This is a genomic window from Streptomyces sp. NPDC006458 (assembly GCF_040612135.1).
Classification (GTDB): domain Bacteria; phylum Actinomycetota; class Actinomycetes; order Streptomycetales; family Streptomycetaceae; genus Streptomyces.
Genome location: NZ_JBEXPR010000006.1, coordinates 62,643 through 86,201, shown reverse-complemented (window position 1 = coordinate 86,201; position 23,559 = coordinate 62,643). Strand labels below are relative to the sequence as shown.

Annotated in this window: 20 protein-coding genes and 1 pseudogene; 8 read left to right on the top strand and 13 right to left on the bottom strand. The window is 71.8% G+C overall.

Annotation, left to right across the window (positions count from 1 at the left end; translation table 11 throughout):
- Positions 1-99 precede the first annotated feature (99 nt).
- Positions 100-1,521 carry a lipase maturation factor family protein gene (locus tag ABZZ79_RS10080; protein ID WP_356688436.1) on the top strand — a complete coding sequence of 474 codons (1,422 nt, stop codon included), beginning with the start codon at positions 100-102 and terminating at the stop codon, positions 1,519-1,521.
- A gap of 7 nt (positions 1,522-1,528) precedes the next feature.
- Here the strand turns inward: ABZZ79_RS10080 and ABZZ79_RS10075 are convergent, their stop codons facing one another.
- On the bottom strand, positions 1,529-4,564 hold the full coding sequence (locus ABZZ79_RS10075) for a glycoside hydrolase family 38 C-terminal domain-containing protein (protein ID WP_356688435.1): 3,036 nt from the start codon (positions 4,562-4,564) through the stop codon (positions 1,529-1,531).
- 222 nt (positions 4,565-4,786) lie between these two features.
- Here ABZZ79_RS10075 and ABZZ79_RS10070 point away from each other — a divergent pair.
- Positions 4,787-5,476 (top strand): annotated as a pseudogene (locus ABZZ79_RS10070) (amidase); the annotation flags it as partial.
- Positions 5,477-5,619: 143 nt separating this feature from the next.
- On the opposite strand, the gene ABZZ79_RS10065 reads toward ABZZ79_RS10070, so the two are convergent.
- Positions 5,620-5,793, bottom strand: a complete 174-nt coding sequence (locus ABZZ79_RS10065; RefSeq protein WP_356688433.1) for a hypothetical protein — start codon at positions 5,791-5,793, stop codon at positions 5,620-5,622.
- Between the two features lie 457 nt (positions 5,794-6,250).
- Between ABZZ79_RS10065 and ABZZ79_RS10060 the strand changes: the two genes are divergently transcribed.
- Positions 6,251-6,763, top strand: coding sequence for a hypothetical protein (locus ABZZ79_RS10060; protein WP_356688431.1), 513 nt, complete (start codon positions 6,251-6,253; stop codon positions 6,761-6,763).
- 93 nt (positions 6,764-6,856) lie between these two features.
- Positions 6,857-7,030, top strand: coding sequence for a hypothetical protein (locus ABZZ79_RS10055; RefSeq protein ID WP_356688429.1), 174 nt, complete (start codon positions 6,857-6,859; stop codon positions 7,028-7,030).
- A 133-nt stretch (positions 7,031-7,163) separates the two neighbouring features.
- On the opposite strand, the gene ABZZ79_RS10050 is transcribed toward ABZZ79_RS10055, so the two are convergent.
- From ABZZ79_RS10050 to ABZZ79_RS10030, 5 genes are all read right to left on the bottom strand, one after another.
- On the bottom strand, positions 7,164-8,657 hold the full coding sequence (locus ABZZ79_RS10050; RefSeq protein WP_356688427.1) for an SDR family NAD(P)-dependent oxidoreductase: 1,494 nt from the start codon (positions 8,655-8,657) through the stop codon (positions 7,164-7,166).
- 106 nt (positions 8,658-8,763) lie between these two features.
- On the bottom strand, positions 8,764-10,104 hold the full coding sequence (locus tag ABZZ79_RS10045) for a wax ester/triacylglycerol synthase family O-acyltransferase (protein WP_356688425.1): 1,341 nt from the start codon (positions 10,102-10,104) through the stop codon (positions 8,764-8,766).
- A gap of 376 nt (positions 10,105-10,480) precedes the next feature.
- Positions 10,481-11,701 carry a glucose-1-phosphate adenylyltransferase gene (gene glgC, locus ABZZ79_RS10040; protein ID WP_356688423.1) on the bottom strand — a complete coding sequence of 407 codons (1,221 nt, stop codon included), beginning with the start codon at positions 11,699-11,701 and terminating at the stop codon, positions 10,481-10,483.
- 53 nt (positions 11,702-11,754) lie between these two features.
- Positions 11,755-12,906: a glycogen synthase gene (gene glgA / locus ABZZ79_RS10035; protein ID WP_356688421.1), complete on the bottom strand. Its 1,152-nt coding sequence runs from the start codon at positions 12,904-12,906 to the stop codon at positions 11,755-11,757.
- A gap of 38 nt (positions 12,907-12,944) precedes the next feature.
- A complete protein-coding gene (locus ABZZ79_RS10030) occupies positions 12,945-13,715 on the bottom strand; it encodes a (2Fe-2S)-binding protein (RefSeq protein WP_356688419.1) in 771 nt (256 codons plus the stop codon).
- Positions 13,716-13,925: 210 nt separating this feature from the next.
- On the opposite strand from ABZZ79_RS10030, the gene ABZZ79_RS10025 reads away from it, so the two are divergent.
- Complete coding sequence (locus ABZZ79_RS10025; RefSeq protein WP_356688417.1) at positions 13,926-15,086, top strand: DMT family transporter; 1,161 nt, start codon at positions 13,926-13,928, stop codon at positions 15,084-15,086.
- On the opposite strand, the gene ABZZ79_RS10020 is transcribed toward ABZZ79_RS10025, so the two are convergent.
- Positions 15,076-16,236: a transglycosylase family protein gene (locus tag ABZZ79_RS10020; protein WP_356688415.1), complete on the bottom strand. Its 1,161-nt coding sequence runs from the start codon at positions 16,234-16,236 to the stop codon at positions 15,076-15,078. The two genes, ABZZ79_RS10025 and ABZZ79_RS10020, sit on opposite strands and share 11 nt — an antisense overlap.
- Before the next feature lie 300 nt (positions 16,237-16,536).
- Here ABZZ79_RS10020 and gndA point away from each other — a divergent pair, with 300 nt between their 5' ends.
- The gene (gndA, locus tag ABZZ79_RS10015; protein WP_356688413.1) at positions 16,537-17,976 is read left to right on the top strand and encodes an NADP-dependent phosphogluconate dehydrogenase; all 1,440 of its coding nucleotides are present in this window, start codon (positions 16,537-16,539) and stop codon (positions 17,974-17,976) included.
- Positions 17,977-18,543: 567 nt separating this feature from the next.
- Here gndA and ABZZ79_RS10010 read toward each other — a convergent pair.
- The 5 genes from ABZZ79_RS10010 to ABZZ79_RS09990 all read right to left on the bottom strand — a co-directional run bounded on the left by ABZZ79_RS10010 (position 18,544) and on the right by ABZZ79_RS09990 (position 21,490).
- Positions 18,544-19,182: an aspartate/glutamate racemase family protein gene (locus ABZZ79_RS10010; protein WP_356688411.1), complete on the bottom strand. Its 639-nt coding sequence runs from the start codon at positions 19,180-19,182 to the stop codon at positions 18,544-18,546.
- A 15-nt stretch (positions 19,183-19,197) separates the two neighbouring features.
- Positions 19,198-19,551, bottom strand: a complete 354-nt coding sequence (locus ABZZ79_RS10005) for an N-acetyltransferase (protein ID WP_356688409.1) — start codon at positions 19,549-19,551, stop codon at positions 19,198-19,200.
- Positions 19,552-19,639: 88 nt separating this feature from the next.
- Entirely contained in the window at positions 19,640-20,059 is a 420-nt protein-coding gene (gene panD, locus ABZZ79_RS10000; RefSeq protein ID WP_356688407.1) for an aspartate 1-decarboxylase, read from the bottom strand.
- 412 nt (positions 20,060-20,471) lie between these two features.
- A complete protein-coding gene (locus ABZZ79_RS09995; RefSeq protein ID WP_356688405.1) occupies positions 20,472-21,131 on the bottom strand; it encodes a nucleotidyl transferase AbiEii/AbiGii toxin family protein in 660 nt (219 codons plus the stop codon).
- On the bottom strand, positions 21,128-21,490 hold the full coding sequence (locus ABZZ79_RS09990; RefSeq protein WP_356688403.1) for a hypothetical protein: 363 nt from the start codon (positions 21,488-21,490) through the stop codon (positions 21,128-21,130). Before ABZZ79_RS09990 ends, ABZZ79_RS09995 begins: the two co-directional genes overlap by 4 nt.
- 810 nt (positions 21,491-22,300) lie before the next feature.
- Between ABZZ79_RS09990 and ABZZ79_RS09985 the strand changes: the two genes are divergently transcribed.
- Positions 22,301-22,609, top strand: coding sequence for a transposase (locus tag ABZZ79_RS09985; protein WP_356688401.1), 309 nt, complete (start codon positions 22,301-22,303; stop codon positions 22,607-22,609).
- Positions 22,606-23,523: an IS3 family transposase gene (locus ABZZ79_RS09980; protein ID WP_356688399.1), complete on the top strand. Its 918-nt coding sequence runs from the start codon at positions 22,606-22,608 to the stop codon at positions 23,521-23,523. Before ABZZ79_RS09985 ends, ABZZ79_RS09980 begins: the two co-directional genes overlap by 4 nt.
- The last annotated feature ends 36 nt before the right edge of the window (positions 23,524-23,559 follow it).

The following is a 23,559-nucleotide window of genomic DNA, read 5'->3' as shown; positions in this document are numbered from 1 at the left end:
ATTGTTTGCTTCACTCACTTGGGTTACGCAAGCGGAGCGGGTGGACACACAGCGTGACCGTGAAGGGCTTGTCGGAACGGGAGCAGAGGAGCGACGGCCGTGGACTGGTTCACCGCACCCGACTACTGGATGAGCCGGCTGGTCTTCCAGCGGGCCCTGGCCGCCGTGTATCTGACGGCGTTCCTGACGGCGGCCCTGCAGTTCCGGGCACTGATGGGCGAGCGCGGCATGCTGCCGGTCCCCCGTTTCGTCGCCCGGGTGCGCTTTCGGGACGCGCCCAGCGTGTTCCAACTCCACTACTCCGACCGCTTCTTCGCGGCCTGTGCGTGGGCGGGCTGCGCGGTGTCGGCGGCGCTGCTCGCCGGGCTGGACTCCTGGCTGCCGCTGTGGGGCGGGATGCTGCTGTGGCTGCTGCCCTGGGTGCTGTATCTGTCGGTCGTCAACGTCGGCCAGACCTGGTACGCGTTCGGCTGGGAGTCCCTGCTGCTGGAGGTCGGCTTCCTCGCCGCGTTCCTCGGCAACGACGAGGTGGCCCCGCCGATCGTGGTGCTGTTCCTGCTGCGCTGGATCCTGTTCCGGGTGGAGTTCGGCGCGGGTCTGATCAAGATGCGCGGGGACGCCTGCTGGCGGAACCTGACGTGCCTGGACTACCACCACGAGACCCAGCCGATGCCGGGCCCGCTGAGCTGGTTCTTCCATCATCTGCCGCGCCCGCTGCACCGCGTCGAGGTCGCCGCCAACCATGTCGTACAACTCGGCGTGCCCCTGCTGCTGTTCACTCCCCAGCCGGTCGCCTCGGCCGCCGCCGCGCTGATGATCGTCACCCAGCTGTGGCTGGTGCTGTCCGGCAACTTCGCCTGGCTGAACTGGATCACCATCGTGCTGGCCCTGTCGGCGGTGCGCTTCCCCGCCGACCCGCCGTCCGTGCCGGACGCCCCGCTCTGGTACGAGGTGGTCGTGCTCGCCGTGGCCGCGCTGATCGTCTTCCTCAGCTACCGCCCGGTGCTGAACATGATCTCCCGGCGCCAGGTCATGAACCGCTCCTTCGACCCGTTGCACCTGGTCAACACCTATGGCGCGTTCGGCAGCGTCAACCAGTTCCGCTACGAGGTGGTGATCGAGGGCACCCTGGACGACGCCCCGCGAGCCGAGTCCGACTGGCGGGAGTACGAGTTCAGGGGCAAGCCGGGTGATCCCCGGCGCTGGCCCCGGCAGTTCGCGCCCTACCATCTGCGGCTGGACTGGCTGATGTGGTTCGCGGGGCTGTCGCCCGGCTATGCCGGGGCATGGTTCGGGGTGCTGGTCGAACGGCTGCTGGAGGACGACCGGGCGACACTGAAGCTGCTGCGCCGCTCACCGTTCCCGCCCGGCACCCCGCCGAGGTTCGTGCGGGCCAGTCTCTTCCGGTACCGGTACACGACCTGGCGGGAGCTGCGGGAGACGGGGGCGTGCTGGGAGCGGACGTATGTGCGGGAGTATCTGCCGCCGACCCGGCTGGACAGGCCGGTCCGCCGTCCGTGACCCGCCGTCATGCCCCGCCGGGGCCGGTCCGCTTCAGCCGCAGGGTCATCAGCTCGAACGGCCGCAGGCGTACGGCGATCCGGCCGCCGTCCAGCCGCGGCGCGGCCGCCTCGGGCAGGGCGCGCTCCAGCAGATCCGTGACCTCGACCCGCGCCACGCCGAAGTCCGCTGTCAGGGTGGCACGGCAGCGGCCTCCGCGGGCCTCGTGGAAGCGGACCACCACATCACCGCTGCCGTCGTCGGCCAGCTTCACGGCCGTGACCACGACCGCGTCCTGGTCGACGGCGACCAGGGGCGCGACCTCGTGCGCACCGGTCAGCCGGCGCTCCGGCAGGTTCGTCCGCCAGCCCTCGCGGACCGCGTCACCGATCCCCGCACCCGGCACCAGGGCGTGCCGGAACCGGTGGACACCCTGGTCGGTCTCGGGGTCCGGGAAGCGGGGCGCGCGCAGCAGCGAGACCCGGACCGTGGTCGTCGTGCCGAGGTCGCCGTCGGTGCGGACCGTGCGGGTCACGTCGTGGCCGTACGTCGAGTCGTTGACGATCGCCACGCCCCAGCCGGGCTCCGCCACGTGCACGAACCGGTGGTTGCATGCCTCGAACCTGGCGGCCTCCCAACTGGTGTTGGTGTGCGTGGGCCGGTGCACATGCCCGAACTGGGTCTCCGACGCGTACCGTTCGGCGTGCACATCCAGCGGGAAGGCCAGTTTGAGGAACTTCTCCGTCTCGTGCCAGTCGACCTCGGTGTCCAGGACCAGCCGCCGCTCACCCGGTGCCAGTGTGAGCACCTGGGTGACGCGGGAGGCCCCGAAGGACCGCACGACCCGCACGGAGGCGCCGTCCTCGGCGGCGGTGACCTCGTCGGCGTCGGTGAGGTCGGTGACCGTGTTGCGGTAGAACCTGTCGACGTCCCAGGCGTCCCACATGTTCGGGAGGTCCGGGTGGAGCTGGAGCAGGTTCGCCGCCCGGCCCGGCGCGACGGTCTCCCGGTCGGCCTCGGCGTCGTACGCCGAGACGACCAGCCCGGCGGCGTCGATCTCGACGCGGAGCAGCCCGTTGTCGAGCACGAAGCCGCCCCCGGGGCGGGGTTCGCGGGTCACGGCCCGGGGCTCGGCGGGAGTGCCGGCTCCGCCGGCCGGGATGCCGTCCCTGCTGTGCGGGGCGGAGTTGAGGACCAGTTCCCGTCCGCCCTCCCCCACCAGCGCGCGCTGGGCCGCGTCGATGACACCGTTCAGTTCCTCGGCCACGCGGGCGTAGGTGCGGCGGGCCTCGCGGTGCACCCAGGCGATGGAGGAGCCGGGCAGGATGTCGTGGAACTGGTGGAGCAGGACCGTCTTCCAGAGGCGGTCCAACTCCTCGTAGGGGTAGGGGAATCCGGTGCGCACGGCGGCCGTGGCCGCCCACAGCTCGGCCTCGCGCAGGAGGTGTTCGCTGCGCCGGTTGCCCTGCTTGGTCAGGGCCTGACTGGTGAAGGTGGCGCGGTGGAGTTCGAGGTAGAGCTCGCCGACCCAGACGGGCGGCTCGGGGTACTCGGCCTCGGCCTTGTCGAAGAAGGCCGCCGGGGTCTCCCACTCGACGGTCGGCGAGCCCTCCAGGTCGCGCAGCCGGGCGGCCTTGGCGACCATCTCGCGGGTGGTGCCGCCGCCTCCGTCGCCCCAGCCGGTGGGGGCGAGGGAGTGGCGGGCGACGCCCTTGTCCTTGAAGTTGCGGACGGCGTGGGCGATCTCGCTGCCCCGCATCGAGCAGTTGTAGGTGTCGACAGGCGGGAAGTGGGTGAAGATCCGGGTGCCGTCGATGCCCTCCCACCGGAAGGTGTGGTGCGGGAACTCGTTGGTCTGCGACCAGGAGATCTTCTGCGTCAGCAGCCGCCTTGAGCCGGCCGCCCTGATGATCTGCGGCAGGCCCGCGGCGAAGCCGAAGGTGTCGGGCAGCCAGGCCTCGTCGTTCTCGATGCCGAACTCGTCGAGGAAGAACCGCTTGCCGTGCACGAACTGCCGGGCCATCGCCTCCGACCCCGGCATGTTGGTGTCCGACTCCACCCACATGCCGCCGGCCGGCACGAACCGCCCGCCCTCCACCGCTTCGCGCACCCTCACCCACACCTCGGGCCGGTGCTCCTTCACCCACGCCCACTGCTGCGCCTGGGACATGGCGAAGACGAACTCCGGCTCGTCCTCCAGCAGGGCCGTCATGCCGGCCGTCGTTCGGGCCACCTTGCGCACGGTCTCGCGCAGCGGCCACAGCCAGGCCGAGTCGATGTGCGCGTGGCCGACGGCGCTGAGTCGGTGCGCGGAGGGCGCGGCGGGGACGGACAGCGCGGGCCGCAGAAGTGAACGGGCCCGCTCCGCCGTGCCGTTGACGTCCTGGAGATCGACCGCGTCCAGCGCCCGCTCCACGGCCCGCAGGATCTCCCAGCGGCGCGGCGCGTCCACGGGCAGCTCGGCCATGAGCTCGCCGAGCACCTCCAGGTCGAGCCCCAGTTGCCACACCGTCTCGTCGAAGACGGCGAGGTCCATGCGGGTGAGCGTGTACTGAGGTTCGCCGCCGGCCGTCTCCTTGTCGCCCAGCGAGGTGGGCCGGAAAGGGTGGTAGCCGAGGATGACGGGGTTGGAGGCGGCCTCGATGTGCAGGCGCACCTCCTCGCCGCCGGTGACGGGCGCGCCGACGCGCACCCACTGGTTGCGCGGGTTGAGGCCCTTCACGGGGGTGCCGTCGGGCCGGTACACCAGGCCCTCGCACTGGAAACCCGGCATGTTCTCGTCGAAGCCGAGATCCAGGATCGCCTCGACGGTCCGCCCGGCCCACGCCCGCGGCACCGTCCCCGTGACCCGGAACCAGCTCGTCCCCCAGGGCGCGCCCCACCGGGAGCCCACCTCGATCGGGCCGGGTTCGGCCGCGAGTCCCTCGGCCACCGGGACCGGCTCGTCCGGGGCGTGCCAGACGGCCACCTCCAGCGGCACGGACTCGGGGTACACGGCGGGGCGGACGCGTTCGTCGAGGACACGCCTCAGCCGGGCCTCGACGAGAGTGCGGTCGTCATGCATGGGGGTGCTCCGTGGGTCGTCTCTGTGCCACCGGGGCGCGGGTCACGGTCACGGGGGCCGACGAGGTGTACAGCTCCCCCACCGCGCGCACTTCGAACCGTGCCCTGCGTTCCCCTTGCCCCGGAGCGCGGGAACAGGGCTCCGGCCTCTCGACGTACGCCCCTCGCGAGGGCAGAGTTCTCCCTGCGTACTCGCCAGTAGCCCCCGTCCTGAGGAGCCGCCGTGACCAGTTGGGTGGGCCGAACCGCCGTCGACATCGCCGCCGCCGTACGGGAGAAGCGGGTGCCGCCGCGTGAGGTGGTGGCGGAGCATCTCGCGCGGATCGAGCGGCTGGACGGGCGGATCGGGGCCTTCCGGGTGGTCCGGGCGCGGGCGGCGCTCGCCGAGGCCGACGAGGTCGGCGCGCGGGACGACCTGGGCGAACTTCCCCTGGCGGGTGTGCCGGTGGCGGTCAAGGACAACCTGGCGGTGCGGGGCGAGTCGACGCGGATCGGTTCGGCGGCCACACCGGTGACACCCGCCGGGGAGGACCATGTGACGGTCGCCCGGCTGCGGGCCGCGGGCGCGGTGGTGCTGGGCCTGACGAACGTGCCGGAGCTGTGCGTGTTCGGCACGACCGACGGCGTCCACGGCACGTCCCGCAACCCCTGGGACACCGCGCGCACCGCGGGCGGCTCCTCCGGCGGCAGCGCGGCCGCGGTGGCGGCGGCCTTCGCGCCCCTCGCGCTCGGCAACGACGGCATGGGCTCGCTGCGCATACCGGCGGCCAACTGCGGCCTGGTCACCATCAAGCCGGGGCACGGGACGGTGCCGGCCGGGATCAGTGACGGCGACTGGTTCGGCATGTCGGAGAACGGCCCGCTGGCCACGACCGTCGCGGACGCCCGTCTGATCCTGTCGGTGCTCGCCGACGAGCCGGCCGGGTGACGCGACGGGCCGGCCCGGCAGAGCGGAAATCGGGTACGGTCACGCCCTCGCGGGGTGGCGTCGGCGGTGAAGCGGATCGCTTCGGCATGGGCGTGGGTCCCGCACGCCCATGCGCCAAGGACTCCTGCTCAGTCCACGCTGGGCAGGATGTGGGGCTCGGCGAGGTCGTCCTCGTAGCCCGCGAGGCGGATCGGGGCCGATCGGGCCCATACATCGAGGTTGCCGATCTCGCCGGGGGGACGGCCGGCACGGTCCGTGCGTTCCTTGGGGCGTTGATCGCGATTCGTTTTCTCCGGTGTCACCGCGCACTCCTTATGTGTCGGGTCACCCTCGGGCATTCCGGTCAGTCTGCGCTCCGGCACCTGACGCCCGCTCGGGTCTGGCTGGAAAACCTCGGTCGCGGTGGCGCCCTTCCTGGTGCGGGAACAGGCCGTGGTACACCGGCTCGTCCCGGGACGGACCGTGGGTGTGGGTAGGACCCGTACTGCTGTCCGTCGCGCATCAGGATAACCAAATGAGCGGGGGTGCGCTCGATCGGGCTGAAAACTTGAGGTAACTATCCGAAGTCGCGCACCCTCGGAGCGCAAGCGTTCTGCACCTATTTCTTACAAGATCAACCCGTTTGCCGCCACCCGTTCGACAGCGGAGCTCGAACGGAATTTCGGCGGCGCGGGGGCGTTCAGATCCCGTTGGCACGGCCGAAAGGTCGCCATGATCTGCTGGCGTACCGCTACGGCTGTCTTGCGGGAGGACGGACCCATGGAGCTGCGCGGCGTCGACGAGCTGATGGACCTGCTGAGCGCGTGCCGGGGTGTGCGCACCCCCGGCGATCCGGTCGACCTGCACGAGCACTCCCTGCAGACCGCGGCCCTGCTGCGCCGGGGCCACCCCGCCGACAAGGAGCTCCAGATCGCCGGACTGGTGCACGCCGTCGGCCGTGTACTGCGACCGGGTGACGGCACCCGGCACGCCGAGCCGGCCGCCGACGCCGTACGGCCGCTGCTGGGCGAGCGCGTCTCGCGGCTGGTGCGGTTGCACGTGCCCGCGGGGCGCTGTCCGGGCGGCCTCGAAGCGGCGCCGGGCCGCGCCGCCATGACCGCCGCGCAGGCCGCCGCCCTCGACCGCGACCCGCTCGCCGAGGAGGCACTGACCCTGCGGCAGGCGCACGACGCGGCCCGGGTGCCGGGCCTGGACGCGGGGGTGCTGGAGGACTGGCGCACCCTGCTGGAACTGGTCGCGGCCCGCCACTCCCGGCTGGGCGCGGTGGACTGACCTGGCCCGTCGGGCGTACGGCGGTCCCCGGTGCGATCATGGGAACAGCCCGACCGAGGCCCCTCGCAGGCGGCCTCGAAGGAGGTGGCGCTGATGAGCCAGACCGAACTTCCCCCGCGCCGCCCGCGCACGCTCGCGGAGCACAGGGACGCCGCGAAAATCGTCCTCTTCTACGCGCTCGCCCTGGGCGCCGTCCTGTTCGGGGTCGCCGCGCTGATCTTCGGACTGGCGTGGGCGGACCTGGTGGACAAGGCCTCGCCCTTCTGAGCGGGCGGCGCCGGCGCGGCCCGGACCGGGCCGGGCCGACGGAGCCCCGACCGGCCGGGCCGACAGGGCCACGCCCCGCCGACCGGCCACCACCCCGTCGCGGTACGCGGGCCGCGCCGGGGGCCCTGGCGCGTCACCACTTGCCGGGCGCGTAGTCCTTCAGGAAGACGCCGTAGACGTCGTCACCGGACTCGCCGCGCACGATCGGGTCGTAGACGCGGGCCGCGCCGTCGACCAGGTCGAGGGGCGCGTGGAAACCGGCCTCGGCGAGGCGCAGCTTCTCGTAGTGCGGGCGCTCGTCGGTGATCCAGCCGGTGTCGACCGAGGTCATCAGGATGCCGTCGGAGGTGAACATCTCCTCCGCGCTGGTCCGCGTCACCATGTTCATGGCTGCCTTGGCTGCGTTGGTGTTCGGGTGACCCGCGCCCTTGTAGCCGCGGTTGAACACACCCTCCATCGCCGAGACGTTCACGACGTAGGCGCGCTTACTGGCCGCCTTGCGCGCGGCCTCGGCCATCGCCGGACGCAGCGCGCTGATCAGGATGAACGGGGCCGTGTAGTTGCACAGCTGGGTCTCCAGCAGCTCCACCGGGGAGATCTGGTCGATGCTCTGCACCCAGGTGTTGCTGTCGACGATGTCCGGCACCAGACCGCCCGCGTCGATGGCGGTGCCGTCGAGGTGGCGCTCGATGCTGGCGTTGCCCGCGACCAGCGCCAGGTCCGCGACCCTCTGCGCGTCGATGCCGCTGACGCCGACGGGCAGCGCGGTGAGGCCGTCGACCGCGCCGGAGTTGAAGGCGCCGATGACGTGGTGGGCGGGCAGCTCACCGGCGGGCAGCGGGGCGCTCTCGCCCTCGACGAGCGCGGCGTAGGCGGACGGCAGACGGCGTACGGTCTGCGTCGCGTTGTTGATCAGGATGTCGAGCGGGCCCTGCTCGGCGACCTGGTCGGCGAGGGCCACGGCCTGGGCGGGGTCGCGCAGGTCGATGCCGACGACCTCCAGGCGGTGGATCCAGTCCGCGGAGTCGTCCATGGCCTTGAAGCGGCGGATGGCGTCCTTGGGGAACCGCGTGGTGATCGTGGTGTGGGCGCCGTCGCGCAGCAGTCGCAGCGCGATGTACATGCCGATCTTGGCGCGGCCGCCGGTGAGCAGGGCGCGCTTGCCGGTGAGGTCGGCGCCGGCGTCGCGCTTGGCGCGGTTGACGCGGGCGCAGTCCGGACAGAGCTGGTGGTAGAAGTAGTCGACTTCCACGTAGCGGCTCTTGCAGGTGTAGCAGGAGCGCGGGCGCTGGAGTATCCCCGCGATCGTGCCGTCCTCGGTGCTCGACGACGGCAGGATGCCCTCGGTCTCGTCGTCGATGCGCTGGGCGGAGCCGGTCGCGGTGGCCTCGGTGACCGACTTGTCATGGGCGGTCTTGGCGGCCCGACGCTCCTGACGGCGGCGCTGCTTGACCGTGCGGTAGATGTGCGACGTGGCCCGGCGCACCTGGATCGCGTCGGGGTGGTCGACCTCCAGCTGGTCCAGCTCCTGGAGCACGCTGAGGCACACGGCGAGCCGTTCGGGGTCGATGCCAGGCCCGTACACGACCTCGTCCGTGGTCACCGGACCGTCCTCTGTCACCGTCATCGCCGCTGCCGCTTCCTGATTCCCTCGTCGAGGCGCTCCGGTCGCGCCCGCTGTCGAACGGGGGATTCTACGGAGCGCCGGGCCGGACCGGCAAAATCCGCCGAGGTCAACCGTCGCAGGCGGTGATGAGCGTCTCCACCTCGGCGGACAGGGCGGCGGCGAACCGGTCCAGATCGGGGACGGCCTCGGCGTCGGCGACGAGTCCGTAGTGCACGCTGCCGCGGTACGTGGAGACGGCCACGGCCAGCGACTGGCCGCGGGCGAGCGGGGCGTACGGGTAGACGGCGGTGAGCGGGTTCCCGCCCAGGCGCAGGCCGAGGCTGGGCAGCGGCACGCTGGTGACGAGGATGTCGAACCAGAGCCGGGCGGCCTGGGCGGCGAACGGTCCGCCGAGCCGGTGGCCGAGCGCGGGGACGTGGTCGGCGAGCAGGGCGACCGCGCCGGCGCCCCGGCCCGGCCCGGCGTCCTTGTTGCGGTCCATCGCCGTACGGACGGTCTCCAGGCGGGCGAGCGGGTCGGCCTGGCCGACGGGGAGCCGTATCAGGTAGCCGGACAGCCGGTTGCCCTGCGGGTGGGCGGTGCGCGGGCGGCGCTTGGACACCGGGATCAGGGCGCGCGGGCCGAGTCCCTCGCAGTCGTCGCCGCGTTCGTCGAGCCAGCGCCGCAGGGCCCCGGCGACGACGGCGATCAGTACGTCGTTGACGGTCCCGCCGACGCGCTTGCGGACGCGGTGGATGTCGTCGATGTCGAGGACCGCTCCGGCGGTACGGCGGGTGCCGGACGATGCGGCGGTCAGCGCGGCGGACGAGCGCACGCCGAGGCCGGACACCGCGACCGACGCGCCGATGTCGAGGGCGCGGCCCATGTCGGACAGGGCCCCGCGGACCATCCCGGGCAGCCGGCGCGCGTCCGGCAGCAGGCCGGAGCGGGGCGCCTCGGGGCGGCGGGGCCGGGCCGCCGGGGTGTCCATGGGGTCCATGACGGCGGCGGCGAGCATCAGGGCGCGCAGGCCGTCGGCGAGGGCGTGGTGGAACTTGAAGAGGACGGCGAAGGACATGCCGTCCTCCCCCGGCAGCACATGCGCCTCCCACGGCGGCCGGGCCCGGTCCAGCGCGCGCTGCATCAGCTGTCCGGCGACGGCCTGGAAGTCGGCGGCCGGGGCGTGCAGGACCACGTGGTCGAGGGGGTCGAAGCCGTGGTACGGCTCGCGGACGGCGCCGCCGAAGGTGAGCGGGCGCAGCAGGCGGGAGGGCTGCCACGCGTCGCGGATGCGCATCCGCAGGCCGGGCACCGCGGCGGCGCGCGCGGCCAGCAGGTCGGCGGCGTGCGCGGCCGCGGTGGGCGAGTTGGCGGTGAAGACACCGAGCGCGCCGAGGTGCATGGGGTGTTCGGGGGACTCGATGTTCCAGAAGGCCAGGTCGAGGGGGGCGAGCAGATCTGCGGTCAAGGGCTTGCCTCGCGTCGTCGACGGGTGAGTCAGCAGTCAAACCCGAGTGGGCGATTACGGTCAAGTACGATCGAGTTACGCACAGTTAACAGATGATTAAGTAACGGCTCATACGGCCCGATGGTCACGGCATGGACGGCCGGACGGTCACGGGCGGGTGCCGCCGAACGGGTCGCGCCGACCGCGTCACACCGAACGGGTCACAGCACACGGGTCACGGCACACGGGTCACGCCGAACGGGTCACGGCACACGGCAGCAGGCGGTCGAGACCGGTCGACACCGCCCGCCGCCCGCCGCCCGGACGGTCATGCCCGCCGCCGGGACCGTCACGCCCGCCGCCCGGCGACGAAGGACGTCACGCGCCTTGAGGGGGATCACGGCACGCGCTGTCCCTTGCCCAGCGCGATCACCCCGCCCCGCGAGACGGTGTAGAGCTCCGTGTCCCGCTCCGGGTTCACGCCGATGGTCGCGCCCGGCGGGACCTCCACGTTCTTGTCCAGCACCGCGCCCCGCACCACCGCTCCGCGCCCGATGTGCACGTTGTCGTGCAGCACCGAGCCCTGCACCACCGCTCCGGGGTCGACCACGACGCCCGGCGACAGAACCGACCGGGTGACCTGCCCCCGGATGAGGCAGCCCGCGCTGATGATCGACTCGCCCGCGATGCCGCCCGCGTTGAACCGGGCGGGCGAGAGCTGGTTGGAGTGGGTGTAGATGGGCCAGCTGCGGTTGTACAGGTTGAAGGCCGGGCGCTCGGCGATCAGGTCCATATGGGCGTCGTAGTACGCGTCCAGCGTGCCCACGTCCCGCCAGTAGCCCTGGTCGCGGCTGGTCTCGCCGGGGACGTGGTTGTCGCCGAAGTCGTAGAGCTGGGCGTCGCCGCGGTGGGTGAGCTGGGGCAGGATCGAGCCGCCCATGTCGTGCACGGACCGCTCCTCCTCGGCGTCCCGCTGGAGCGCCTCGATGAGGGCCTTGGTGGTGAAGATGTAGTTGCCCATCGAGGCGAAGACCGAGTCCGGCGCGTCGGGCAGGCCGGGCGGGTCCTCCGGCTTCTCCAGGAAGCGGTCGACGCTGCGGCCGTCCGAGCCCGGCGTGATCACCCCGAAGGCCGACGCCTGCGCGCGCGGGACCCGGATCCCGGCCACCGTCACCCCGGCCCCGGCCTCGATGTGCCGGGCCAGCATCTGCCGCGGGTCCATGCGGTACACGTGGTCGGCGCCGAACACGGCGACGTACTCGGGCTGTTCGTCGTGGACCAGGTTCAGCGACTGCAGGATGGCGTCCGCGCTGCCCAGGTACCAGCGCGGACCGAGCCGCTGCTGCGCCGGGACGGGAGTGATGTAGTTGCCGAGCAGGCTGGACATCCGCCAGGTGGTGGTGATGTGCCGGTCCAGCGAGTGCGACTTGTACTGCGTGAGCACGCAGATGCGCAGGATGTCGGCGTTGACGAGGTTGGACAGGACGAAGTCGACCAGGCGGTAGGTGCCGCCGAAGGTGACCGCCGGTTTGGCGCGGTCGGCGGTCAGAGGCATCAGCCGCTTGCCCTCGCCGCCCGCCAGGACGATCCCCAGTACCGAAGGCCCACCACGACGCATCGCCGCTCCCCTCACTCCGGTTGCCTCTTCTGCCTGCCCCTGAGCAGGGACGGCTAAGCCTGTTCGAGGATCTTCGCGTAGAGCGCGGCGGTGCGCCGGGCGATGGCGTCCCAGCCGAACTCCCCCACCGCGCGCGCCCGTCCGGCCTCGCCCATCCGCCGGGCGGCCTCGGCGTCGCCCAGCAGCGAGTCCAGCGCGCGCGTCAGCCCGGCCTCGAAGTCGTCGTCCACCGCCACCAGCCGCCCGGTCACGCCGTCCTCGACGACCTCCGGAATCCCGCCGACCCGCGACGCCACGACCGGCGTACCGCACGCCATCGCCTCCAGGTTGACGATCCCGAGCGGTTCGTACACCGACGGGCACACGAACACGGCCGCGTGCGTGAGGAGTTGGATCACCTCCGGACGCGGCAGCATCTTCGGGATCCAGTGCACCGCGTCCCGTACGTCGCGCAGGTCCCGGTAGAGCTCGCGGAACTCCCGGTCGATCTCGGGGGTGTCGGGCGCGCCCGCGCACAGCACGACCTGCGCGGCCGGGTCGATGTCCCGTACCGCGCGCAGCAGATGGGGCACGCCCTTCTGCCGGGTGATGCGCCCGACGAACAGCACGTAGGGCCGGTCCGGGTCGAGTCCGACGCGCTCCAGGGCGTCGGTGCCGGGGTCGGGGCGGTACAGGTCGGTGTCGATGCCGTTGTGCACCACGTGGACACGGTCGGGGTCCAGCGCGGGATAGCAGTCGAGGATGTCCTGGCGCATGGCGCCCGACACCGCGATCACCGCGTCGGCGGACTCCACCGCGGTGCGTTCGGCCCAGCTCGACAGGGCATAGCCGCCGCCGAGTTGCTCGGCCTTCCAGGGGCGCAGCGGTTCCAGGGAGTGGGCCGTCAGCACGTGCGGGATGCCGTACAGCGTCTTGGCGAGGTGCCCGGCGAGGTTGGCGTACCAGGTGTGGGAGTGGACGAGTTCGCGGCCCTCCAGGGCGGCGACCATGGCCAGGTCCACGGAGAAGGTGCGCAGCGCGTCGTTGGCGCCGTCGAGCGCCGGCCAGGGGCGGTGGCGTACGACGCCGTCGGCGCGGCCCTCGCCCCAGCAGTGCACGTCGAGGTCGACCAGGGACTGCAACTCCCGGGCGAGGAACTCGACATGGACGCCGGCACCGCCGTAGACGTCCGGGGGAAACTCTCGTGTCAGAAGCCCCACACGCACCCCGGATCCCCCTGTTCTTCGCATCAGGCCCCTCATGGTCACCCAGATGCGGCGCGCGGGGAAGAGCGCGGCGGGCGGGTGAAGCAGCAGTCGCCGCACAGGCCGCCGCCGGGTACCCGGTAGTACAGGCAGCAGCTGCGCCGGCGGAAGGCCGTCCCGGTGAGGGTGCCGGCGCCGGTCAGCAGGGGGTGCGCGAGCAGCTCGGCGGTGAGGGCGCGGGCCCTGTCGGCGGCTTCCGGGCCGCCGGTCGCGCCCGCCCGGCGGCTCAGCTGCCGGGCGGTGCCGACGAGCGCGGAGGCCGCGTTGCCGCGCAGCAGGCCGGGCGCGAGCCGGTACTCGGCGCGCAGGGCGGCGGCCAGGGGTTCCAGGTGGGCGAGAAGCACGGCCTCAGCGAGGCCGGGGGCGTCGGCGGCGGGTCCCGGCCGTACCTCGGTGAGCCACAGGTCGTCCGGGGCCCCGGCGTCGGGGTCCCAGCACAGCAGCCGCGGATCGAGGTCGGGGAGCTGCCCGTGCAGGACGGCGCAGCCGAGGGCGATCGACCACAGCCGGGCGGCGAGCCCGAGGTGAGCGATCGAGGCGGCCACGCGCGGCTCGGGGGCGTGCAGGGCGGCGGCGGTCTTGCGGACTCGGAAAGTCAGTGGATTCTCGTAAACGTCCGATGTTACGAATCCATAGGCCCGCGCGAGTGGCGCAGGGGGGTGGGGCCGGTCTCCGGCCGTGCCTAGGAGTGTGCGCACGGCGAAGAAGGGTCCGAGTTCGCGCAGTGCGGCGAGACGGGGGTCGAGGTCCACGAACAGCAGTAGTACCAAGCCCCCTAGGGGATGTGACTTCAGGGTCTCCGCGCGCTGTCACCCGCCTGGGGTAGGACGGGACCACCTGCGTACTCCATCGGTAGTAGGAGCCATTGAGGTCTCAGGGACGACGACGGGAACAGCGCGAGGAGGCATGGTGTTGTTCATGGATGCCGATCGTTCGCCGCGCCGGGCCGCAAGGACCCGCCTCACGCAGAGGAGCTGCTCATGAGCGCCCTCGCGTTGTCCGTGCTCCTGTCGTTCGTGTCCGCGGTCGCGTACGCGGGTGGTGCGATCGTGCAGGAGCGCGTGGCGGAGACCTCCCCGGGCGAGCAGTACGCGCCGGTGCGCAGGCCCGTCTGGTGGGCGGCGGTCGCGCTGAACAGCCTGGGCGGTCTGCTGCACGTGGTCGCGCTGGCCTTCGGACCGCTGAGTCTGGTCCAGCCGCTCGGCGCTCTGACCATCGTGTTCGCGCTGCCCATGGCCGCGCTGTTCGTCGGCCGCAAAGCCGGTGCCACCGCCTGGCGGGGCGCGATCATGGCGACGGTGGGCCTGGCGGGTCTGCTGTCCCTGGTCGGTGCCGCCGGCGCGCACTCGCTGAGCGGTCCGGAGCGCATCGGGGCCTTCGTCGTCACCGGCGGCGTGGTCGCCACGCTGATGGCGGCGGCCCGGGCCGCGCACCGGCACCCGGCGGTGCGCGCGATGCTGCTGGCCACGGCCTCGGGTGTCGCCTTCGGTATGTCCTCGGTGTTCACCAAGACCGTCGCGGTCGACTGGACCGGCGGTGTGGCGCTGTCGGACGTGCCGTCGCTGGCCGCGATCGGTGTGCTGGCCTCGGCGGGCCTGCTGCTGTCGCAGGCGTCCTACCGGGGTGCGGGCCTCGCGGCCCCGCTGGCCACGCTGACCGTGGTGAACCCGGTGGTGGCTGCCGCGGTGGGCATCACGATGTTCGGCGAGACCTTCCGCTACGGCACCACCGGCACCGTGCTCGCGCTGAGCTGCGGTGTGGTGGCCGCGGGCGGTCTGATCCTGCTGACGACCGAGCGCATCGCCCGCGAGGGGGCCGTGGGCGACGTTCCGCAGCCCGCCGCCGGGGCGGAACCCGCCTCGGTGGCGAAGGCGCCCGTGACACCGGAGACGGTCACCGCCGAGGCGCTGGTGCCGGCGCCCGCCGGAGAGCCGGAACAGGCCGCCGCCGCACGGCAGCGGGGTGCGCTCGACGAGCTGACCCCGCTGCTGGGCATGGCGGCCCTCGTACCGGCGCCGAGCCCGGCGGCCGCGTTCGAACGCCGCCCGAGCGAGGACGACATCGCGTTCGTCCGGGCCTACGCCCTGCCGTACGTGCCGCTGCCGGTCCTCGACCGGCACCGCATGCGTGTCAGATCCTGACGCCGCCGGCGCGCAGGTACGCGATCGGATCCACGTCCGAACCGAAGCCGGGCCCCGTCCGCACCTCGAAGTGCAGATGCGGGCCCGTGCTGTTGCCCGTTGACCCCGAGCGGCCCAGGCGCTGGCCCGCGACCACGCTCTGGCCGGACTTCACGCCGATCGCGGACAGATGGGCGTACTGCGAGTAGCGGCCGTCGTCATGCCGTACGACCACCTCGTAGCCGAAGGACCCGCCCCACCCGGCGCTGACCACCCGGCCGACGGCGATCGACTTGACCGTGGTACCGGTGGGCACGGGGAAGTCGACGCCGGTGTGATAGCCCTTCGACCAGGAGGAACCGGCCTTGTGGTACGGCGTTCCGGCGGGCGCGTCGACGGGCGGGACACGGGAGGCGCCGTGGTTCTCGGTGCGCTCGGCGGACCGGGACGGCTTGCGCTGCTCGTCCGCGGCCGGGGCCTTGGCCTTGGGTTTCTTCTGGGGTGCCGTCGGGGCCGCCCGCTCGGTGTGCCGGGTGGTCTTGGCGCCGTCCAGGCTCAGCCGCTGGCCGGGCAGGATCAGATCGGGGTCGGCGCCGATGGTGGAGCGGTTGGCCGCGTACAGGCCCCGCCAGCCGCCGCGTACGTCCTCCTCGTCGGCGATCCGGGACAGCGTGTCGCCGCGGACCACGGTGTACATCTCGGCGCGGCCAGCCCGCGACTGGGGCGTGGTCTGGGGCTGCACATCGCGTACGGAGCTCTTGGTCTGCTGGGTGTGCAGGTCGGGGCCGTCGCCGCCGCGGGCGAGCCCGGCGCGCTCGGAGCACACGGGCCAGGCTCCCGGCCCCTGCCCGTCGAGGACCTTCTCGGCGACGGCGATCTGCTGGTCCTGGGTCGCCAGGTCGGCGCGTGGCGCGTATTCGGTGCCGCCGTACGCCTCCCAGGTGGACTGGGTGAACTGCAGGCCGCCGAAGTAGCCGTTGCCGGTGTTGATGTTCCAGTCGTTGCTCGACTCGCACGCGGCGACCTTGTCCCAGGTCTCCACGTCGGCCGCCTGGGCGACACCGGCGCCGACGAGCGGGAGGGCCATTCCGGCACCGCTCGCCGTGACGGTGAGTGAGGCGCGGTTGATCCTGTTCGGCTGATACCGGCGGTGCCGGCCGCGTACGGCCATGAAGTGCCCCCTAGCAAGCGTCAGGAGGGCCAAAAGTATGCGCGCGGAACAGGCCATGACAAGACGGCTATCGGTCGCACAGCAACCCCAAGTGGCCGGGATCGCCTCTCCGTTGACTTCAGTTCAGGGTGACGGTGCTGAGGCGCTGGACCACCCCCGTACGTACTGAGCCCGACGGACCCCATAAACAGTCCGGGTACCGGCACCTCAGGCCGCTCGGTGGGCAATACTGACGGTCACGCCCGGCACGCACCACCCAGGGACCACCAGAGCCACCGGATCTTCTAGGAGCAGGCGGAAATGAGCACTTCAGCCCAGATCGGCGTCACGGGTCTCGCGGTCATGGGCCGCAATCTCGCCCGCAATTTCGCCCGCAACGGCTACACGGTCGCCGTGCACAACCGGACCGCCGCGCGCACGCACGCGCTGGTCGAGGAGTTCGGCCACGAGGGGGAGTTCGTCGCGGCCGAGACCGCCAAGGAGTTCGTGGCGGCCCTGGAGCGGCCCAGGCGCCTCGTCGTCATGGTGAAGGCGGGCGGGCCGACGGACGCGGTGATCGAGGAGTTCGCCCCGCTCCTGGAGCCCGGCGACATGATCATCGACGGCGGCAACGCGCACTTCGCCGACACCCGCCGCCGCGAGCGCGAGCTGCGCGAGCAGGGCATCCACTTCGTCGGCATGGGCGTCTCCGGCGGCGAGGAGGGCGCGCTGAACGGGCCGAGCATCATGCCCGGCGGGCCCGTGGAGTCGTACGACTCGCTCGGCCCCATGCTGGAGAAGATCTCCGCGAAGGCGGCCGACGGGGCGCCGTGCGTCACGCACGTCGGTCCGGACGGCGCCGGCCACTTCGTGAAGATGGTGCACAACGGCATCGAGTACGCCGACATGCAGCTGATCGGCGAGGCCTACCAGCTGCTGCGCGATGTCGCCGGGTACGAGCCCGCGCGGATCGCCGAGATCTTCCGCACCTGGAACACGGGCCGGCTGGACTCCTACCTCATCGAGATCACGGCCGAGGTGCTGTCGCACGTGGACGCGGCGACGGGGAAGCCGTTCGTGGACGTGGTGGTGGACCAGGCCGAGCAGAAGGGCACCGGCCGCTGGACGGTCCAGATCGCCCTGGATCTCGGTGTGCCCGTCTCGGGCATCGCCGAGGCGGTCTTCGCCCGCTCCCTGTCCGGGCACGCCGCGCTGCGGGCCGCCTCGCGCGAGCTGGCCGGTCCGTCGGCGGCGCCGCTGGGTGAGGCCGAGGCCGCCGCGTTCGCCGACCGGGTGGAGCAGGCGCTGTACGCCTCGAAGATCGTGTCGTACACCCAGGGCTTCCACGAGATCGCCGCGGGCAGCGAGGAGTACGACTGGTCCATCGACCCCGGTGCGGTGTCCGCGATCTGGCGGGGCGGGTGCATCATCCGTGCGGCGTTCCTGGACCGTATCCGGGCCGCGTACGACGCCCGGGCGGATCTGCCGAGTCTGCTGTCCGACGGGGATTTCGCCCGGGAGATCGCCGACGCGCAGGACGACTGGCGTGAGGTGATCGTCACGGCGACCCGGCAGGGGGTGCCGACGCCCGGGTTCTCCGCCGCGCTGGCCTACTACGACGCGTTGCGTGCCGAGCGGTTGCCTGCGGCGCTTACGCAGGGGCAGCGGGACTTTTTCGGGGCGCACACGTATCGGAGGGTGGATCGGGAGGGGGCGTTCCACACGCTGTGGGGCGGGGACCGGTCCGAGGTGTCCGACTGAGGTTCTGTCTCCGTTCGGGTGCGGGGTTCGTCGTGGCTTGTCGCGCCGTTCCCCGCGCCCCCTTGGGGTGTCTGGCCCCCTGGGCGTTCTGACGAGGGGCCGGGGGGTTCGGTGCCTTGCGGGTGCGGGTTCGTCGTGGCTTGTCGCGCCGTTCCCCGCGCCCATTGAGGGGCGGTAGGCCCCCTGGGCGCTCTGAGGAGCGGTCGGGGGGGCGGTGTTGCGTGGGTGCGGGGTTGTGGGGGCTTTGGGCCGTTCCTCGCGCACCTTGTGGGTGGCGGGCGCCTGGGTGTTCGGAGAGGTGGGGTTGGGGTAGGCGGGAGGGTGGGTTGGGGGGTATGTCCGCGTGCGTGAGTGTCGGAGGTCGTCATGAGCGAGCCGCGACCCGATCCTGTTCAGCCTGGGCCGACGCCGGGGCCTCAGCCGTATCCGGAGCCGGTGCCGGTGCCATCGCCGCCCGAGCCGCCGCCGGGGCCCCGGCCGGTTCCCGAGCCCGATCCCTCCCCGATCCCGCCGGGGCCGGAGCCGGTACCGGATCCCGAGCCGGGGCCGCCGCTGACCTGAGTGGGGTCAGACGGACCCGGCGGCCTCCGCTGCCGCGGTGAGGCCCGGGCGGGGGCTCGACAGGACGGAGACGGAAGTGGTCGCAAGGTGCTGGGCCGGGGCCATGGAGGCCTGGGCCAGGACGATCGCGTCGGCGTCCGTGACGGCGTCGGCCGCGTCGGCGACCAAGCGGACGTAGGCCTCGCTGTCGCCCGCCTCGAAGCGGGCCCAGGCCCCCTCGACGAGCACGGTCCTCACCCGGGCCGGCCGGCCCGCGCGGCGGGCCTCTTCCCCGATGAGGGCGGCGGTGGGGCCGAGGGTGCTCTCCAGAGCGGCGAGGACGACGATCCGCGGGCCCTCGGCGACCGCCGCGGCGGCCATGGGGCGGTCGACGCGCAGCACGGGCACCCGGAGCGAGGCGGCGACCGACTCGGCGACTGCCCCGATGGTGGAGCAGGTGCAGAGAACGGCCTTGGCTCCTTCACCGGCGGCCACCTCCACCAGTGTGCGGACGTCCTGGGCGACCGCGTCGGGGCCCTCGGCGCGGGCACGGGTCAGCAGGTCCTCGGCGACCATGTGGTGGAGTTCCAGGCCCGGGTGGGTCTCGTCGCGCAGGGCGTCGAAGACGGGGACGTGCACGGGCGAGGTGTGCAGCAGCGCGAGCATCGGCGGTACCCCGTCTCAGAAGAGTTCGGGGTGGGCCGCGAGCCAGGCCTTCGCCGCGCGCAGCAGCTCGGCGTCGGCGGCCGGGGCCTCCTCGGGGTGGCGGGCCTGCCATTTCACGACGTAGGGGCACAGCGGCGCCACCGGGACGCCCTCGCGCGCGGCGAGGGCGTACAGCTCGCGGGCGAGCGACCCGGCGATGCCCCGGTCCTCGTGGGCGGGCTCGACGACGGTGTGCACGGGCACGAGGGCGCGGGCGGGCGGCTCCAGGACGAAGTACTGGATGCGGCCGACGACTTCACCGCCGCCGTCGCCGCCGAACGCCTCCAGGCGGCCCGCCGCCCGGTCGTCGCGGATCTCGATGTCGCTCACGGGCACCTCTCGTCGCCGGGCGGGCGAGGCGACGGCGTCCGGCGCGGGCGGGCGGGGCGACGGCGTCCGGTGCGGGCCCGCGCGACGGTCAGACCGTCACGGCCTGCGGGCTGCGCAACTGGTCCGAGCCCGGGACCGGCTCGCCCGCATCCGCGCCCAGCGCCACGATCCGGTTGTCCGCGTCCACGTGCACAACCCGCGGCTTCAGCTCGCGCGCCTCGGCGTCGGTCACCTGAGCGTAACTGATGATGATCACCAGATCCCCGGGGTGCACCAGATGGGCGGCGGCCCCGTTGATCCCGATCACCCCGGACCCGCGCTCCCCCTCGATGACGTAGGTCTCCAGGCGGGCACCGTTGGTGATGTCGACGATGTGGACCAGCTCCCCTGGCAGGAGGTCGGAGGCGTCGAGCAGGTCCGCGTCGATGGTCACCGATCCCACGTAGTGCAGGTGGGCCTGAGTGACGGTGGCGCGGTGGATCTTGGACTTGAACATGGTGCGCAGCACTTTGGACTCCTGGAAGACGGCTCCCTGCCTGCTTTGCGCAGGTCAAGGGCGGTCTTCACTCTACACGGCCACTCGTCGAAGTCGACGATTGTGAGGAACATCGCTTCTCTTTGGGGAGAAGGCTCCTTGCCTGGGCTTCCGCGCCAACCAGGCTGTTGTAACGCCACCGACCAGGTGCCTGTTCGGACAGCCTTCTCAGTATGTTCGGCAGCTCATGTTGATCAAATGCTGAGTGACCGTTACCGCAGCCCGGTCTCGCCGTGAGTCCACTGCGGGGTATCGCTCGGCTGCCATGCACATCCGCCGTGCAGGGCAGCCACCCGCCGTGGACGGCTCCGGGTTGGAACCTGCTGGCTACACCGCATCCTCTCGTTGAAACGGCGGTAGAGGGGATGGACGCGATGACCGCCTCTCAGGCGTTCTCGTCATGGATCCGCGCACCCAGATCCTCCGCCCACTCCAGCGCCCACGCCTTGAGTTCTTCGATCTGCCGGGAGGTGAGCCCGTACGCGGTGTAGTCCTCATCCTCGTACCAGTCCGCGCCGATCAGCCGGTCCCGGAGGTCTTCGAGGCTGAACTCGTCGTGGGCGCGACGGCGGCCCAGGGATTCGAGGTCGGCGGTGGAGCGGTGGCGGGAGGCGGCCTGGACGTCGATGAGGTCGCGGACGGTGCCGCGGTCGGCGAGGGCGCGGACCTTGGTGCCGATCACGTCGTCGAGGGAAAGAACGGGGCCGTAGGGGGTCTGGGCAGGCGGAGCCCAGAACGCCTCCTTGAGGACGTCAACCTCGCACTCCTCGCCGGTGTCCGGATCGGTGACGAGGAACCGGCCGCTGAGCGGATCGGTCCGGACGTGCGTGGTCCGCCATCCGCGCGCGCTGAGACCTGCTGTGAGTGAGGCGACGATCTCCTGCATCGGAGCGGGGTTCTCGGTGGCGACGTCGAGGTCACGGCTGAAGCGTTCGACCAGGCCGTGGGCCTGCACGGCGTATCCGCCGGTGAGGACCAGAGGGTAGGGGGAGCCGAGGTCGAGGATGTCGGCGAGGAGACGCTCGTGGAGCGGAGTGAGCTTCACGCGGCGGTCGTATCGGCCGGAGCGGTGCGGAGCAGCTCGGGGAAGGCGTCCTCCCAGACCTCGCGGATGTAGGGACTGATCAAGCGCCGCAGCACGGGCCACTGTTCGGTGAGCAGCCGGTGGTGCAGGAGGGCCATCAGGTCCTCACTCAGTCCTTCGGTGAGGACGGTCCGGTAGAGCGTCATGCGGGACTTCGGACGGTCCAGGCTGTAGCTCGTCCGCCCGGACCAGACGATGTGGAGCGGCAGGTCCACGTTGCCCTCGACGGGGCCGGCCAGCTCCTGCAAGCGCCCGGGCAGTCGGCTACGGTAGCGGTCCCGCAGCACCTCGGCGCGGGGGGCGGTGATCGTCGTGTCCATGCGTCCAGTATCGCTGCTGGGAGGCGGCGGCATGGCGGATACGGGGGTCCCTGTCGTACGTACGGGTCGGGCAGCCGCCCGCCCTTCCCTGCAGACCCGGGACCAGCTCCGCTCGCGGGCGCGGGTGATCACGACGCAGCGGGCCACGCGGAGGGCCGCCGCAGGAGAGTCGGCGCTGGCTTCGGTGTCGGTGTCGGAAATGACGACGGTGCCGAAGCCGAGGCCCATGGCGCCGTCGCAGTGGACGAGAAGGACACCGGGCCGGGCGAGGTCGCGGTAGCGGCCGGAGGGGGCAGGCGGCATCCACGAGGCACGCCGCTTCGGCCCCGAACGCAGCCCACTCACTCAGGACCCATGCCGCGGACGAGCTGTCGAGTAACGCAGCGAACGTCCCAAGCGGAAGCCAGGCACCTGTGTTCAGGTCCCCCGTCATGGCGGCCACCTGGTCAGCAAGCTGGGACGCTCCCGCGTCCGATGCTGACCATTTGCTGACCCGAGCGGGGCCATCAAACCTCTGACCTGCAAAAACGCCCAAACGCTAGATCTTGGACTTGAACATGGTGCGCAGCACTTTGGACTCCTGGAAGACGGCTCCCTGCCTGCTTTGTGCAGGTCAAGGGCGGTCTCGACTCTACACCGGCACACGCCGTCCGAGGATTGTGAGGAACATCGCTCCGCTCGGGCGAGACGGCTTCACGCCTTGGCTATCGCGCCGCACCGGCGCCTGCTCGGGCAACCCTCTGAGGTTCCCCCGAGATGCGGAGTGTGTTGACAGAGGGTCAGATGGGACTCATGAGAGGAACATCGACCATGGCCGCCCCCAGAAAGTACTCGTTGGAGTTGCGTGAGCGTGCGGTACGGATGTACCGCACCGCCGATCCGAAGCCCCAGATCAAAAAGCTTGCCGTCGATCTCGGCGTGCACCCGGAGGCCCTGCGTGGCTGGATCCGGCAGGCCGAGGCCGACGCCGGCGAGCGTGACGACCGGCTCACCACCGACGAGCGCGCCGAACTCTCCGCGCTACGCAAGGAGAACGCCCAGCTCAAGCGGGCGAACGAGGTCCTGCGGACGGCCTCGGCTTTTTTCGCGGCCCAGCTCGACCCGACCCGGCCCAGGTGACCGCGCTCCTCCACGAGCACCCCAGCCTGGGGGTCGAGCCCGTACTGCGGGAACTGCACATCGCCTCCTCCACTTACTACCGCTGGCGCCAGGCTGAGCGTGAACCGTGCGAACGGCGGCGCCGCGACGTCGAGCTGACCGAGCGGATCAAGGAGATCCACGCCGAGTCCGGCGGGATCTATGGCTCGCCGCGCGTGCACGTCGTGCTCAAGCGCGAGGGCGTCCATGTGGGGCGCAAGCGGGTCGAGCGGTTGATGCGCGAGGCCGCGATCGCGGGGATCAGTCCGCGCCGGGGCGGCTTCACGCGCCGCGACCCCAAGGCCACACTCGCCCCGGACCTGGTCGAGCGGGACTTCACCGCACCGGCGCCGAACCGGCTGTGGGTCACCGACCTCACCATGATCACCACCGGTGAGGGGCCCTTGTGGCTCTCGGCGATCCGGGACGCGTTCTCCCGCCGGGTGGTCGCCTGGGAGACCTCCGCCCGCGCGGACGCCGACCTGGTCCTGACCACCCTCGAGTACGCGCTCGCGAGCCGCGAAGTCGAACCGGGCAAGCTGATCCACCATGCGGATCACGGCTGTCAATACACATCCGTGAATCTCACAACTCGACTGCTGCGAGCGGGAGTTGAGGCATCCATGGGATCGGTCGGGGACAGCTACGACAACGCTCTCGCGGAGAACATGTGGATGATCATCAAGACGGAGTGCATCCGCGGCCGCGTCTTCGCCACCCGGGCCGAGGCGAATCTCGCACTGTTCGAGTACATCGACGGCTTCTATAACTCCCGGCGCATCCAGAAGCGGCTCGGCTACCTCAGCCCGATCGAGTTCGAGGAGAAGCACTACGCCGACCAGGCAACGGCCGAACGAACGAACCTTAAACCCCGTCAACCCGCCCTGACCAGCTGATCAGCACCTCCCGCACGCCGGGGGAACCTCACTCCG